We start from the raw sequence: 14,479 nt of genomic DNA on the forward strand, positions 1-14,479 counted from the left end.
CGGCGCTCCTCAGTCCTGGTTCCCGATGATGTTTTCGATGATCAGGAGACGGTCGGCGTCCACCCGGGCCCGGCGGCCCGGGAGCACCACCGTGGTGGCGAACTTCTCCGAGACGATCGCCGGTCCGTCGACGACCGCGCCCGCGGCGAGCCGTTCCCGGACGTGCACCGGGACCCTCGTGGTTTCCCCGGATCCGGGGACGCGCAGATCGCGTTCGCCGAGCAGGGATTCGCCTCGTTCGGCCGCGGTGGACGGCACCTTGTTCGGCCTCGGGATCACCGCGGTCACTTCGATCGTCGAGACGACGACCGGGATCTCCGCCGCGGAGAAACCGTAGGATTCCTGGTAGAACGCGTGGAAATCGGCGACCACGTCCGGCACGCGTTCCGCGGTCATCGGGCCGGGCGCCAGCGGCAGCCGGTTGTCCCAGGTCTGCCCGCGGTACATGGCGAAGACCGCGCGGTCGAAGGCCAGGCCGTCCAGTTCGACGCCCTGGGCGGCCAGCTCCCGGGTCAGGCTCTGTTCCATCGCGGCGAATTCCGCTTCGACGGTCTCGGCGTTGCCGGCGGCGAGCGGGACCATCAGCGACTGCGCCCGGGTGGTCCGCAGGTCGCTTCGCAGCAGCCCGAGCGCGGAGAACTGGCCCGGTGTCGACGGAACCACGACCGTGTCGAGTCCCAGGATCCGCGCGACGCGGTCGGCGAGCATCGGACCGGCCGAACCGAACGGGAGCAGGGCGAACTCGCGGACGTCCAGCCCCCGGTAGACCGAGATGGTGCGGATCTTCGCCGCGATGTCCTCGCACGCGATCTGGTAGGCGGCCTCGGCCAGCTCGATCGCGGAAAGCCCCCACTGCTCGCCGGTCCGGGCCAGCGCGGTGCGCGCGGCCTCGACGTCCAGGGAGATCCGGCCGTTCGCGAACAGATCGGGCTGCAGGACGCCGAGCAGCAGGCAGGCGTCGGTGAGCGTCGCCTCGGTGCCGCCGCGCCCGTAGCACGCCGGGCCGGGATTCGAGCCCGCCGATTTCGGGCCGACCGCGACCTGCCCGAGCGCGTTCGGCCCGATGACGCTGCCCGCGCCCGAGCCGACGCTCTCCACGTCGACCAGCGGCAACGTCAGCGTGAGGCCGGTTTCCAGCGTCCACAGGTCGGTGAGCGGGGTCTGCGCGTCGACGATGGCCGCGACGTCGGTGCTCGTGCCGCCGACGTCCATGGTCAGCAGGTTCCGCTTGCCCGATTCCCTGGCCAGCTGCAGGCTCCCGGTCACGCCGCCGACCGGCCCGGACACGAGCTGGAACACCGGGGCCTTGCCCGCGTCCTGCACGGTCGCGACGCCGCCGTTGGTCGTCATGATCCAGAGCGTGCCGCCGAACTTCCGCTGCTCCAGCGCGACGGTGAGCCGCTGAAGGTAACCGACGACGGCCGGGCCGACGTACGCGTCCAGCGCGACAGTCGTGGTCCGCTCGTGCTCCTTCGTGACCGGGTACAGGTCCGAGGTCTGCACGTAGGCGTGCGGGATCTCCTCCGCGAGGATTTCCGCCGCACGCCGCTCGTGGCCGCGTTCCCGGTACGAATTCATGAAGCACACCGCGACCGCCTGGACACCCTGCGCGGCGAAACCGCGGGCCGCCGCGCGGACGGCGTCCTCGTCCAGCGCCAGCAGTTCCGTGCCGTCGTAGCCGATCCGCTCCGGGACGCCGATCCGGTCGCGCCGGTGCACGATCGGCCGTTCCTGGTGCGGCCGCAGCCAGGTCGGGTCGTAGAACCGGTCGCCGAACTCGCGGTGCATCCGGCCGATGTCGAGCAGGTCCCGGTGCCCGCGCGTGGCCAGCAGCGCGGTCTTCGCGCCCGCGCGGCTCAGCAGCGCGTTGATGCCGACGGTGTGCCCGTGCACGATCTCCGCGACCTCGGGCGGCTCGACGCCGATCGCGGCGAGCGCCTCCAAGACGCCGTGTTCCTGTTCCTTCGTGGACAGCACCTTGCCGTCCCGGATCTCCCCGGTGGTCCGGTCCAGGCCGATGATGTCGGTGAAGGTCCCGCCGACGTCGATGCCGACCAGCCAGCCTGCCGAGCCTCGTTGCTCAGTCACCTCATGCCTCCACGGGTCGTGGTGTGTGAGGCGATTCTGCGGCCGGTGCGACCGCGGTCACATCGGCCAAGAGTCCGAGCCGGACTGGGACCTTAGGACAGTGCCCCGCCGCGCAGCCAGAGCGCGATCGCCTCGGTGCGGCTGGCGACGCCGAGCTTGCGCAGGATCTGCGTGACGTGCGACTTGGCGGTGCGCTCGGTGATCAGGAGCTCACGCGCGATATGCCGGTTCGACCGGCCCGCCGCCAGGAGCTCCATCACCTCGTTTTCCCTTGCTGTCAGCGGAATCTGCGGGCTCGACGGCGGCGGCGCGACCGGTGCGGGCAGAGTCGCCGGACGGGTCATCAGGCCGTCGGCGGTGTCGCGCAGGAAGGCCAGCCCTTCCAGCATCGTCAGGCGGCCGAGGGAATGGCTGAGCGCTTCGGCCATGAGCGTGAGCAGCGCACGGTCGGTTTCGTCGACGTCGCGGCGCTGGTGGTAGCGGTCGCCGTGCAACAGCCCGACGACCTGGCCCTGCACTGTCAGCGGGGCGATTCCGTACGAAGTGGACCTCGTGACCCGGATCAGGTCGCGGTCCACGCGTTCGCTGTGCTGGGTGTCGAAGATGAGGCGGGTTTCGGCCCGGTCGACCACGTCCGCTTCGATCAGTCCGCCGCGCAAGGCAGGCGGCGACGCTTTCCCGACGGCGACGATCTCGTCCGCCCACCGCGGCTCGCGCACGACGCACATCGTGTGCAGCCGCCACACCGAGTCCACCACGCGGGAGACCAACACTCGGTCGAATCCGAGCCGGCAGCCCGCTTCGGGAACCCGGCCGAGGAATTCGTCCACGGACTTCGCGTCCCGGACCGACGCCAGCGAGACGGCCACGCGGCGCAACAGGAGGTGCTGGTCGGCGAGCCGCGCTTCCGCCAGTTCGGCCTCGACCGCGCGGATCCGGGCCAGCAACTCGGCCAACTCTCTCCGCCGCGCGGCGGTGACGCTGGTTTCGTCCGCGCTGTGCAGGGTTTCGGCCAGCACCGCGTTCCACAACCGGCCCAGCGCCCCGGCCGCCTCGTCGGCCCACGGACCGTCAAGCGTCGGCACGGGCACGTCGAGACCGAGCGTGGCCCCGACGTCCGCGCACAGGTCCCGGTACCGCCCGCCCAGCCCAGCGGCGGCCGAGACGGTGCTGTCCACGTCCATCGGTCACCTCTGGTGCTTCCTCGCTGCCGCGCTGAAGCACAATATATGCGCTGATGAGCCCTGGTTCAAACGAGGCGGGGCCTTCCGGTCGGTTCGCCGTGGTCGGGGCGGGATTCTCCCGGGAGAGCCGCTCAGGCTGTCCGAGAAGATGGACAGTCCGGCTCCCGGAACCCGCCTAACGTCGTTTCCCGGCCGCCAATGCGAATTCGGCGGCGACTGATCGCCCTTGCGGACACTCTGTTCCGGCGGAAGGAAACCAGCGATGCAGACCGGCAACGCCCCACTGGCAGGACGCAACCGCACGGCTCGCAGGCGGCGGACCGCCGGCTGTGTCGCGATGGCCTCGGTGCTGATGCTGGGGCTCTCGGCGCCGCCGTCGCAAGCGGACACTCCCCTCCCCCTGCACCATTACCTCCTCGTCGGCGGATTCGCCTCGCCCGGCATCAGCTCGGTCAGCGTGACCCGGGACAGCGCGATGACCACCGTGCCCGGCTCCCCGTTCGCCGGAGGCCTCGGTTCGCTGGGCATGGCGATCACGCCCGACGCGCAGAAGGTCTACTCCGTCGACAGCGGATCGGGCACCATCATCGGCTACCGCATCGGCACGGACGGCACGCTGAGCCCGTTCGAAGGCGGCACCGTCCTGGTGGGCCTGCCCGTCGTCGGGGCGGCGATAACTCCAGACGGCTCGCGGTTGTTCGTCACCCTGGGCGCCGGCGCGGGATCAGTGCGCTCGTATGCGATCTCCCCGTCGGGCACACTCAGCCGGACAGGCGCGCCCGACGCACCGATCGACAGCGCGATCAGCCAGGTCGCGATCTCGCCAGACGCCGGCCACCTCATCGTCACGAACTACCTCGCGAACAGCGTGACATCCTTCGCGATCGCCCCCGACGCGACACTGACCCAGGTCGGCACACCCGTAGCCGCCGGGAACAAGCCGGTCATCCCCGCGTTCACACCGGACGGGAAATACCTCTACGTCAGCAACGAAGGCAGCGGCGACCTCTCGGGTTACGCGGTCGGCCGGGACGGTGCCCTGACAGCGATCCCCGGATCGCCGTACCCCAGCGGCGGAAACACGCACGGTGTCGTCATCACACCCGACTCGCACCGGCTCTACGTGCCCAACACGACCTCGAACACCGTCACCGGATGGACCATCGGAGCCGGCGGCCACCTGACCCCGCTGCCCGGCTCGCCGTACCCAATGCCAGCGATGCCGGGCCGGGTCACGCTCAGCGCGGACGGCAAGTACCTGTTCGTCATCCAGGCGATCGCGGTGGACAACCCGACGTTGCACAGTCAGGTGTACAGCTATGTGCTGCAACCAGACGGCCAGCCAGTCCCCAGCGGCCTCCCGCCCGCCGACACGGGCTTGGTCTGGCACGACGGCTCGAACGCCTTTCTCACCCCGAACCAAGGCCCACTCGCCGCACTGACCGCAACCGAGCCCACGTCCGGCGGCACGCGCGGATTCTCCGCCGCGGGCTCGACAGACCCGGACGGCACAGTCTCCCAGTACGCCTGGGATTTCGGCGACGGACAGCGGCTGTTGACCACTACGCCCGACGTCTCGCACACGTACGCCAAGCCCGGAACCTGGACCGTTACGGTGAGGGTCACCGATGACGAAGGCTGTTCCACCGACCTGATCTACGAGGGAACGACGGTCACCTGCGGCGGCGGCCCGCGCGCACAGGCGCGGACGACGGTCACGACCTAGCGCTCGGGGCTGGAGCGGAGTGCTTACCGGCTGACCCGCCGTCGCTGGCTCGATTCGTTCGCGTTCCGGCCTCGGCACCGCGAGCAGGAAGCCTTGCACCTCTTGACCTTCCCGGCGCGGTGACCGTCCAATTTAGCCGGTTTGGACGGCTCGCCGTTGTCCGGTCAGCCGTCCTGTTTCGGCACTGTGTCCCGCAGCTGAGCAAGCCGTTCCGCCGACTCCGAACCAGGCTCGGCCGACCAGATCACCAGATGCTGCTCGCCGTTCCCGGCCTGGTGGAAGCTGTCCCAGTCCAGCGACATCTCCCCCACCTTGGGATGCGCGACGGTCTTCGTGCCGAAATTCTGGTGCGCCACCCGGCGTTCGGCCCACCAGCGGCGGAAATCTGGGCTCGTCAAGGACAGATCCCCCACCAGCCGCGACAACGCCGGATCCGTCGGGTTGTCCGCCGCGTTCATCCGCAACACCGCGACACACGTGCGCGCGACCTGCTCCCACTCCGGATACAGCGCCCGCATCTGCGGATTCGCGAAGACCAGGCGGATGTAGTTGCGGTCCCGCTCCGGAATCTCGGCGAAATCGAGCAGCAGCGCGGCGGCGAGGTCGTTCCACGCCAGGATGTCCAGATACCGGCTGAACACCAGCGCAGGCACCCGGTCCAGCTGCCCCAGCAACCGCTCCAACTGCGGACGCACCGCACGCTTGCGCCGGGCCGGTTCCCGCGGCACGGAAGCCGGGCCCGACCGGGTGAGCAGCGTGCGAACGTAGTCGCGTTGCTCGTCGTCCAACCGCAAGACACGCTCCAACGCGGCCTGCACCGGCTCGGACGGAGCGAGGCGGCCCTGTTCGATCCGCGTGTAGTAGTCCGTGCTGATCGAGACCAGCTGCGCCACTTCCTCGCGGCGCAGCCCCGGGACGCGACGGCGCTCCCCCGCCGGAACGTCAAGGCCAACCTCGCGCGGCTGCAGCTCAGCGCGGCGATGCTGGAAGAACTGTCCCAGCTCGCGCAGCTCCGTTGGGGTGTCGGCCATGCGTTCCACCATACGGCGAATGCTGCTTTCGATCCTGGGAAGAATCCTTCCCAGGAAAGTCTCTCTCTTCCTGCGCGTGCGAACCACCGAGGTCCCGGCGACGGAGCTGACACCATGACGGAAGTCCGGTCTCCCAGCGACGGCAAGGAACAGGCGTCCGCCGACTACGCGCCGCGGCTCGCTGAGGACGGATACCTCGTTCTCCCCTTCGACGCGGCCTACTCCCCCGTGGCCCGGAAGACCCGGTGCAGCGTGCCGACGACCTCTTCGGCAACGCAGTGTCTTATCTGGCCAGGTCTTATCTGGCCAGCCCGGACGGTCCCGTCTGGAAGCCGTGGACGAGTCGACGCCCGCGACGAACTGAAAGCGTTCTTCGGAGAACACCTGAAGGCGTGAGCCGGTCCCGTCCGCGCACTCAGCCCACCGGCCGAGCCATTCGAGTCCGCAGCGCTTCTTCCGGACCGCCACGCAATACAGTGCGCGTGGTCCCAGATGCCGACGCGAACCTGCCGGTGAACCGCTCGTCCCACTCCAGGCAGGCCCGCAGCAACACCTCGGTGTCGAACCGGGTCCGGAACACCTGCCCGCCGCGCGACAGCTCAGCTGGTCCCGTACATGAAGTCGGCTCCCGCCCCTGCCGCCTCCAGCCGACTTGAGGTCAAGCGCGCAGCTCAGCCCTGAGCCTCCTCGCGAAGGAGCCGCACCGCCTTCGGACCCACGCCGTGCAGGGCGAGCAACTCCGCGTCGGTCCACTCGGCGGTCTGTGCCAGCGTCGTGATCCCCGCACCGTGCAGGGCCCGGGTGGCTGGGCTGCCGATCGCCTTCGGCAAGTCCCCCACCTCCCCTGCCACGGCGGTCCCGGCCGCAGCCACCGGGGCCGCCAGGCGCTTCGGTGCCCGGGCCAGCCACGCGCGGCGCACCCAGTGGTTGAGCTGCTGCCCGTTGAGGTCCCCGATCGGCAACCGGGCCCCCGCCCTGGCGACGCGGCGGGCGGTCGGGTGGGCGGCGCGCAGTTCGTCCACATCGGACGGGGTCATCCGGAGCACGACCTGCCGATCCGGTCGCAGGGCGGCGAATTCCTTGCCCTGCACCGTGAACGCGACCGTGCCGTCAACGGCCAGCTCGGCCGTTTCCGGGTAGGACAGGGCGGTTCTGCGGAGCTGCGCCGGTGTCGTCATGGCCCCAGGCTGGCACGACTGGGCCGCTCAGGCCATTTCGGCGCCTCAGCCGGCCTCGGCCCCGAGGAAGTCGAACACCGCCTCCCGCAGCTCGACCCCCACCAACGCACCGCGGTGATCCCCCGCGACCTGCCGCAGCCGCGCACCCGGCACCCGCGCCACGAGCTGCTCGATCCCGTGCGCCATGAAGTCCTGCCACCCGGCGAGGAACAACGTCGGCACCTGCGGAACCCCCGCCCCCGGATCGAACGGTTCGCTCGCCAACCCCTCGACGAGATTCAGCAGCGACTCCGCGTCCCCCGCCGCCGCCATCGCCGTGATCGCCCCAGTAAGCGGATCGTCCGGCACCGGCCCGCCCCGGACGGCCAGCCGCGCCGCCCTGAGATCAACCGCCGCGAACGGTTCCTGCGGACTCAACCCGCCCAGCACCAACCGCCGCACCGACACCTTGGGATGCGCCGCGAGATCCCACGCAAGCCGCGCCCCGAGCGAATACCCGACGACGTCGACCTCTTCCGCACCAGCACATTCCGCCAACGCGTCGACCACCCGGGTCGAGGTCACCTCCTCGGCCTTCGCGACCTTGGGCCCGCCAGGATGCCCCGGCAAATGCACCACAACCGTCTCCCGCCCGGCAGCCGCCAGCGGATCGGCCCAGTACTCCGCAGGCCAATCACACGCGGCCGAGGACGCGAACCCATGGATCAACACGACCGGAGGCCCGGTGACAGGACGACGGGAAAGCGTACGGGTGACCGGAAACGCGGAAGTCATTCTACAATCGTAGACAAAACCCGTCACCTGGTCCAGCTTTGCGTGAGGGCCACCCTCATTGACTCTGATTCCCCCAGGGTTCCCCTCACGACCCGCCCGCCGCCGTACGTCAGGGACCCCTTCACGGAACCAGATTCCCTCAAGGAGCCCTTCACGGACCGCGCCGCCCCGCCCCCGCCGGGATGCGCCCCCAATGCGGCATTGGTTGCATGCGACGCACCGAACGCCACATTGGGTGCATCTAACGCACCCAATGCCACATTGGGACGCTAACCCCACCCCAACCGCCGCCCGCCGAATCCAACCCAGCCACGCACCCACCCCACGCGCCCGAAACTGCAGCCAATGCACCCAACGCATCGAGGCACCCAGCCCTCGAAAACCGCAGCCAATACACCCAACAATCGAGGCACCCAGCCCTCCCCCGCACCCCGATACGAAGCCAAAATGCGGTCCGGGGGTGCTTGTCAAGGCATCTTTCCCGCCTTGACAAGCACCCCCGGACCGTCATCACAATCAAGCTTCGGGGTGCCCCACGCAACCGACCGGGCGCAATGTCGCCGCCAGGCGACGAGCCAAAAAGAAGAGAACTCAATCCCCAATCCGAGCCATCAACCCGTCCACATACCCCCGATACCGCTCCGCAACCTCCCCCACCGGATGCATCAAACTAGTCACATTAGCCCCGATGGAAACCGCGATAATCTCATCCGCCAGCACCCCGATAACCGGAGCCTCCGAAGCCTCCCCCTTCCCCCGAGCAGCAGCGATCCGAACCGTCAACTCCCCCCGCCAGCTATTGAGCAAATCCCGATACTGCCGAGCAAGCTCCGGATTGGCCACGGAATGCTCCCACAACACCAGCAAAACCCGAGCCGACGCGATCTGATGCTCGTCGAACGGAATCGCCGCCTCGACAAACCCCCGCAGCGACTCCACAGGCCCGAGCGAAGGATCCAGTTCGGACATCCGCTGCGAAGTCTCCTGCAGCACGCTCTCGAACGTCGCCGCGATGATGCTGTCCTTGCTGGGGAAGTAATGCTTGAGGGCACCGTTCGCGAACCCGGCCGCGGTCACGATGCTGCGCATCGTGGCAGCCTCGAACCCGCCCTCGATGATCAGCTTTTTGGCGACCTCGACGATCTCCCGTCGTCGCTGATCGTGATCGATGACCTTCGGCATGGTTACAGACTCTAACCCGTATTCTCCCGCGACGGATGTGACCCTGCTCGACCGTCCGCGGGAGCGGCGAGCCCGGGAATGCGGACGCACAAGCCATGGCCCGAAAATCGTTCACCCGAGTCCCAGCCGGGCCGCTCGTCTCTGCGCCTGCCGTGCCGGGTCCGCCACCGGAGCGGCCAGCAGCAGCCGCTGGGTGTAGGGATGCTCGGGAGCCCGCGTCACCGTCGCCGTCGGGCCCGATTCCACGATCTCTCCCTGGTACAGCACCGAAACCCGGTGACAGATCCGGTGCACCACGCCCAGGTCGTGCGACACGAACAGGTACGACACGCCGGTCTCGCGCTGCAGTTCCAGGAACAGGTCGAGGATCGTCGCCTGGGTGGTCAGGTCGAGCGCGCTCACCGGCTCGTCGCACACGATCAGCCGCGGCCGGCGGACCAGTGCCCGCGCGATCGCGATGCGCTGCCGCTGGCCGCCGGAGAACTCGCCCGGATACCGGTGCACCGCGTCGGCGGGCAGGCGCACGCGGTCGAGCATGTCCGCGACCACCGTCCGGGCGTCCGCACGCGAAGTCCCGGCCACCACTAGCGGTTCGGCAAGCACTTCGCCGACGGTCATGGTGGGGTCCAGCGAGCCGTACGGGTCCTGGAACACCACCTGGATGTCGCTGGCCAGCCGGCGTCGCGTCGCGCCCCGGGCGTGGGTGATGTCCTCGCCGTCGAAGGTGATCCGGCCGGACTCCGGCGCGGCGAGGCCCAGCACCGCTTTGCCCAAAGTGGACTTTCCCGACCCGCTTTCGCCGACCAGCCCGACGCATTCGCCCGGCCGCACGTCCAGCGAAATCCCTTTGAGCGCCCGGAACCGGACCCGGCGGCTGAGCCGGTAGTCGACGACGAGGTCCTCGATCGCGAGCAACGGAGCGGTCATCGCCCGGCCTCCTCTCCGGCCGCGTGGGCAAGACCGCGCCGTTCCCAGGCTTCGTCCAACTCGTCCCGTCCTTCGGTGTCGTCCAGCGACGCGCTGATCAGCTCGGCGGTGTAGGGGTCCTCCGGCGCGCGGAAGATCCGTTCCACCGGGCCGGTTTCCACGATCCGGCCGTCCTTCATCACCACGACGCGGTCGCAGATGTCCGCGACGACGCCGAAGTTGTGCGTGACGATCACCAGCGCCATCCCGTACTCGGCCTGCAGTTCGCGCAGCAGCTCCAGCACCTCGGCCTGCACCGTCACGTCCAGCGCGGTCGTCGGCTCGTCCGCCACCAGCAGCGACGGCCGCCCGGCCACCGCGCCGGCGATCAGCACGCGCTGCGCCATGCCGCCGGAGATCTGGTGCGGATAGCTCGCCATGACGCGATCCGGGTCGGTGAGGCCTACCCGCTCCAGCACTTCGCGCGCCCGCTTCTTCGCCGCGGCCCTGTCGAGCCCGTGCACGCGACGCAGCGGCTCGACGAGCTGGTGCCCGATGGGATAGCACGGGTCGAGGTTCGTCATGGGCTCCTGCGGCACGTACCCGATCTCGCGGCCGAGCAGTTTTGCCCGCTCCGCCGCGTTCCCGACCTCGCGCCCGCCGACCCAGATCCCGTCGGCGACCGCGGTACCGCCGGGCGGCAGGAGGTCGAGCACGGAGAACACCGTCTGTGTCTTGCCCGACCCGGATTCGCCGACGATCCCCAGCACCTCGCCGGGCGCCGCGTCCAGCGACACCCCGCGCACGACCTCCTTGACGCCCTTGTCCGTCGCGTACCCGACCCGCAGGTTCTCGATCCGCAGCGCGCAATCGGCCGCCGCGTGCTCGTGCTCGCCGGAAACCGGTCCGCACGGCAAATCGGCGGGAGCGGCCAATGCTTCCCGCACCCGAGCCCGGCCCCGGCGCGTCGGCTGTTCCCCGCGGACGCTGACCAGGTCGGCGAGCGTCGAGCCCATGAACGCCAGCGCGGCGATCGTCACGCCCAGCGCGATCGACGGCCACAGCAGGATCAGCGGGTACGTCAGCATGTTCAGGAAGCCGTCGTTCATCGTCTGGCCCCAGCTGGGCGTCGACGCCGAGCCGATGCCGAGGAACTGCAGACCGGCCTGCATGCCGATGGCGAGCCCGGCGGTGAGCGCGGTCTGCACGATGATCGGCGCGTACACCGCGCGCAGCAGGTGCGTGCGCAGGATGCGCGGCGTGCCGACCCCGGCCACGCGGGCGGCGTCGATGTACGGCTCCCGGCGCACGGTGAGAGCGCGGGCGCGGGTGATCCGGTAGTAGCCGGGCGAGAGGAACACGCCGAGCGCGATCATCAGCACGGTGAAGTCCTGTCCGGTGCCGGCCGCGACGACCAGCAGCACGATCATCCCGGGCACCGACTGCAGCGCGTCGCTGATCCACGAGCAGATCCGGTCGGTCGCGCCGCCGAAGTACCCGGCGACCACCCCGGTCGGGACGCCGAGCACGACGCCGGTGACGCAGGTGATCGCGCCGCCGTACAGCGTGGTCCGCGCGCCGTAGAGCAGGCGGCTGAAGAGGTCGCGTCCGGCGGAGTCGCCGCCGAGCAGGTGCCCGTTGCCGGGTTCGGCGTGGGTGAGCGCGAAGTCGACGTGGTTCGGGTCGTAGGGGGCCAGCCACGGCGCGCACACCGCGGCGAGCACGACGAGCGCGAACACGACCAGCGCGACGACGCCGACCGGACGGCGGAAGTACCGGCGCAGCAAGGAAATCCGCTTCACCGGGGCGAGCGTGGCGGGGAACGGGGCAGCGGTCATCGGTCGCGCACCTTCGGGTTGACCCACCCGAGCACGAGGTCGAGCAGGAAGTTGACGATCACGACGAACACGACGGTCACCGCGGTCAGGCCGAGCAGCACCGGGATGTCCCCGATCTGCGACGCCGACTGCGTCAGGCTGCCGATCCCCGGCAGGTTGAACACGATCTCCACGACCACTGCGCCGCCGAGCAGCCCGACGAACATCAGCGCCAGCACGGTCAGCGCGGACGGCGAGGCGTTGCGCAGCACGTGGGTCGTGACCCGCCGCGACGACAGGCCGCGCGCCCGCAGCGTGCGGACGAAGTCCTGGTTGGCGACCTGGAGGAAGCCGTTGCGCAGCTGTTCGGCGATCATCACGATCGCGCCGAGCGACAGCGAGATCGACGGCAGCGCGATCGACCGCAGCCAGCCGACGAACGACTGGTCCGGCGACACGTAGCCGACGGCGGGGAACCACTGGAGCTGGATCGCGAACCAGGTGACGAGCACGAGGCTGACCCAGAACCCGGGCAGCGCGAACAGCACCACCGAGGCGAGCTTCAGCACGCGGTCGACCACTCCGCCGGGGCGCAGGCCGCAGATGACCCCGACGAGCACGCCGAGGACCGCCGCGAGCAGCGTCGCGGCGACGACGACCGACAGCGTCACCGGCACGCGCAGCGCGATCTGTTCGCCGACCGGCTGGAAATTCCGCCAGGAGGTCCCGAAATCGCCGGTGGCCGCGTGCGACAGCCAGTCCCAGAACTGGACGAGCAGCGGCCGGTCGTACCCGATCTGGGCGCGCAGCGCCGCCTGCTGCGCGGGGGTCGCGCTGTTGCCGAGCAGCCCGGCGGTCGGGTCCCCCACCGCCGTGTGCGCCAGGAAGAACGTGCCGCTCGTGACCAGCACGAGCAGCAGGATCCCGGACACCAGGCGTTTGACGATGAATGTGAGCATGTCGTTCGGCTCCTCCCCCGGAGCCGTCCACAGTGGAATCTTCGGACGGCTCCGGGGACGACGGGCGCGTCAGCCGCGCTGGATGAACCGCAGCGTCGGGAACATCATGCCGGTGATCGGCGTGACGGTGATGCCCTTGACGCTGAAGTAGAGGTTGTCGGCCTGGTACCAGACGTTCCACCAGGCGAGGTCCACGAGCTTCGTGTTGAGCTCCTTGAGCGCTGCGGTCTGGTCCGCGCCCGGCTGGGCCTGTTCCGCCTTCTGCACGAGCGCCTTCACCTCCGGGAAGGCGTCCACCGACGGCTTCGGGTTGTACCACTGCGACGACGTGACCTGGTCGGTCAGCGTGGCCATGTCGTTGCCGTCCATCGCGATCACCGCGAGGAACATCGGGTACGTCGGCGCGTTCTTCTGGTAGTCCGGCATCGACATGTTCTGCCAGTCGACCTTGATGCCCAGCTGCCCGAAGGTCTGCTCGGCGGCGGGTTGCCACGCCTGGAAGATCGTGGACATCGGCATCTTGAGGCTGAAGCCGCCGCCATAGCCCGCCTCAGCGAGCAGTTGCTTGGCTTTGCCGAGGTCCGTCTTGTACTTGTCGTTGCCCGCCGGGTCGTAGACCTGGCTGCCGCTCGGCCACAGCTGGTCGGTGACCGTTCCGGCGTCGTTGCCGACCGCCTTGAGGATCCCCGCCGCGTCGAACGCGTAGGAGATCGCCTGCCGCACGCGCTGGTCGCCGAGCGCCTTCACCTGGCTGCCGGTGCGGTCGGCGAACTGCACGCCGACCCACGAAGCCGGCTTCTTCGCGACATTCCAGCCGTTCTGCTGCGCCTTCGGCAGGTTCGCCGCGTTGGCGAACTGGACGTTCAGCTGACCGGACAGCATCGCGTTGAAGCTCGCCGCCTGGTCGGTGATCGGGAACAGCCGCACCGTCGGGAACGGGTAGGTGGCGCTGTCCCAGTGCTTCGCGCGCTTCTTGAAGACGTACTGCGACTGCGGCTGCGAGGACGCCTTGTCGAAGGTGTACGGGCCGGAGCCGTCCGGGCCGTTGGCGAGCGACTTGGCCTTGATCGCCTTGGGCGAGGCCATCCAGCTGCGCCCGAGGCCCATGAAGTACAGCAGCGCGTCGTCGCGTTCGGACAGATGGAGCACGACGGTCGAGGGGTCCTTCGCCTCGACGCTCTTCACGTCGATGTAGGCCTGTCCGGAACGGGTGCCCGCCTTGAGGTGGTTGAGGTTCTCGACCGCCGCGGCGGAGTCGAACTTCTGCCCGTCGTCGAACGCGACGTCGTCGCGCAGGTGCATGGTCAGGGTCAGCCGGTCGGCCGACCAGTCCCACGACTTCGCGAGCGCGGGGATCGGCTTGGCGTCCTTGTCCAAGGCGACCAGCGGGTCGTAGACCGCGGACAGGTACGGGCCGTCGAAGCCGATGTCGGCGTTGGCCGGGTCCCACGACGTCACGTCGAGGAACACGCCCGCCTTCAGCTCGTCGGTGCCCGCGCCCGCCCCGGCGGCGCCCGAGCCGGTGCATCCGGCGATGCCGAGCAGCGCCGCGGCGGCCGCCGCGAACAACGCCGCTGTCCTTGTCCTCGTCATTGAGTCCCTCTCTCAGGGTGCTGGACCGCCGGCGGGGTCGC

At 69.6% G+C, this 14,479-nt stretch carries 11 protein-coding genes; 1 reads left to right on the top strand and 10 read right to left on the bottom strand.

All coding sequences use genetic code 11. The annotated features are described in order from the left end of the window. Positions 1–9: 9 nt before the first annotated feature. Positions 10–2,088, bottom strand: a complete 2,079-nt coding sequence (locus EIZ45_RS15405) for a hydantoinase/oxoprolinase family protein (protein WP_134662922.1) — start codon at positions 2,086–2,088, stop codon at positions 10–12. A gap of 92 nt (positions 2,089–2,180) precedes the next feature. Next, on the bottom strand, positions 2,181–3,272 hold the full coding sequence (locus EIZ45_RS46825) for a LuxR C-terminal-related transcriptional regulator (RefSeq protein ID WP_134662923.1): 1,092 nt from the start codon (positions 3,270–3,272) through the stop codon (positions 2,181–2,183). A 262-nt stretch (positions 3,273–3,534) separates the two neighbouring features. Between EIZ45_RS46825 and EIZ45_RS15415 the strand changes: the two genes are divergently transcribed. Then, positions 3,535–4,998: a PKD domain-containing protein gene (locus tag EIZ45_RS15415; RefSeq protein WP_134662924.1), complete on the top strand. Its 1,464-nt coding sequence runs from the start codon at positions 3,535–3,537 to the stop codon at positions 4,996–4,998. Positions 4,999–5,162: 164 nt separating this feature from the next. Here the strand turns inward: EIZ45_RS15415 and EIZ45_RS15420 are convergent, their stop codons facing one another. The 8 genes from EIZ45_RS15420 to EIZ45_RS15460 all read right to left on the bottom strand — a co-directional run bounded on the left by EIZ45_RS15420 (position 5,163) and on the right by EIZ45_RS15460 (position 14,438). After that, positions 5,163–6,029, bottom strand: a complete 867-nt coding sequence (locus EIZ45_RS15420; protein WP_134662925.1) for a helix-turn-helix transcriptional regulator — start codon at positions 6,027–6,029, stop codon at positions 5,163–5,165. Between the two features lie 671 nt (positions 6,030–6,700). Then, positions 6,701–7,207 (bottom strand): hypothetical protein, encoded by a 507-nt coding sequence (locus EIZ45_RS15425; RefSeq protein ID WP_134662926.1) that lies wholly within the window; start codon positions 7,205–7,207, stop codon positions 6,701–6,703. A 45-nt stretch (positions 7,208–7,252) separates the two neighbouring features. After that, entirely contained in the window at positions 7,253–7,981 is a 729-nt protein-coding gene (locus tag EIZ45_RS15430) for an alpha/beta fold hydrolase (RefSeq protein WP_134662927.1), read from the bottom strand. Between the two features lie 591 nt (positions 7,982–8,572). Then, positions 8,573–9,163, bottom strand: coding sequence for a TetR/AcrR family transcriptional regulator (locus tag EIZ45_RS15440; RefSeq protein ID WP_037806411.1), 591 nt, complete (start codon positions 9,161–9,163; stop codon positions 8,573–8,575). Between the two features lie 111 nt (positions 9,164–9,274). Then, positions 9,275–10,090: an ABC transporter ATP-binding protein gene (locus EIZ45_RS15445; RefSeq protein ID WP_134662929.1), complete on the bottom strand. Its 816-nt coding sequence runs from the start codon at positions 10,088–10,090 to the stop codon at positions 9,275–9,277. After that, positions 10,087–11,907 (bottom strand): dipeptide/oligopeptide/nickel ABC transporter permease/ATP-binding protein, encoded by a 1,821-nt coding sequence (locus EIZ45_RS15450; RefSeq protein ID WP_134662930.1) that lies wholly within the window; start codon positions 11,905–11,907, stop codon positions 10,087–10,089. Before EIZ45_RS15450 ends, EIZ45_RS15445 begins: the two co-directional genes overlap by 4 nt. Continuing rightward, positions 11,904–12,845 carry an ABC transporter permease gene (locus tag EIZ45_RS15455; RefSeq protein ID WP_037806414.1) on the bottom strand — a complete coding sequence of 314 codons (942 nt, stop codon included), beginning with the start codon at positions 12,843–12,845 and terminating at the stop codon, positions 11,904–11,906. Before EIZ45_RS15455 ends, EIZ45_RS15450 begins: the two co-directional genes overlap by 4 nt. A 69-nt stretch (positions 12,846–12,914) precedes the next feature. Continuing rightward, a complete protein-coding gene (locus EIZ45_RS15460) occupies positions 12,915–14,438 on the bottom strand; it encodes an ABC transporter substrate-binding protein (RefSeq protein ID WP_134662931.1) in 1,524 nt (507 codons plus the stop codon). Positions 14,439–14,479: the final 41 nt, after the last annotated feature.

The sequence above is a fragment of the Amycolatopsis sp. CFH S0740 genome, from assembly GCF_004522315.1.
In the GTDB taxonomy this organism is placed as follows: Bacteria; Actinomycetota; Actinomycetes; order Mycobacteriales; family Pseudonocardiaceae; genus Amycolatopsis; species Amycolatopsis nivea.

What these genes read in the sequence shown, in the direction of transcription:
- EIZ45_RS46825 (WP_134662923.1), bottom strand. Translation starts at nt 3,272, where the DNA reads ATGGACGTGGACAGCACCGTCTCGGCCGCCGCTGGGCTGGGCGGGCGG.
- EIZ45_RS15415 (WP_134662924.1), top strand. Translation starts at nt 3,535, where the DNA reads ATGCAGACCGGCAACGCCCCACTGGCAGGACGCAACCGCACGGCTCGC.
- EIZ45_RS15420 (WP_134662925.1), bottom strand. Translation starts at nt 6,029, where the DNA reads ATGGCCGACACCCCAACGGAGCTGCGCGAGCTGGGACAGTTCTTCCAG.
- EIZ45_RS15425 (WP_134662926.1), bottom strand. Translation starts at nt 7,207, where the DNA reads ATGACGACACCGGCGCAGCTCCGCAGAACCGCCCTGTCCTACCCGGAA.
- EIZ45_RS15430 (WP_134662927.1), bottom strand. Translation starts at nt 7,981, where the DNA reads ATGACTTCCGCGTTTCCGGTCACCCGTACGCTTTCCCGTCGTCCTGTC.
- EIZ45_RS15440 (WP_037806411.1), bottom strand. Translation starts at nt 9,163, where the DNA reads ATGCCGAAGGTCATCGATCACGATCAGCGACGACGGGAGATCGTCGAG.
- EIZ45_RS15445 (WP_134662929.1), bottom strand. Translation starts at nt 10,090, where the DNA reads ATGACCGCTCCGTTGCTCGCGATCGAGGACCTCGTCGTCGACTACCGG.
- EIZ45_RS15450 (WP_134662930.1), bottom strand. Translation starts at nt 11,907, where the DNA reads ATGACCGCTGCCCCGTTCCCCGCCACGCTCGCCCCGGTGAAGCGGATT.
- EIZ45_RS15455 (WP_037806414.1), bottom strand. Translation starts at nt 12,845, where the DNA reads ATGCTCACATTCATCGTCAAACGCCTGGTGTCCGGGATCCTGCTGCTC.
- EIZ45_RS15460 (WP_134662931.1), bottom strand. Translation starts at nt 14,438, where the DNA reads ATGACGAGGACAAGGACAGCGGCGTTGTTCGCGGCGGCCGCCGCGGCG.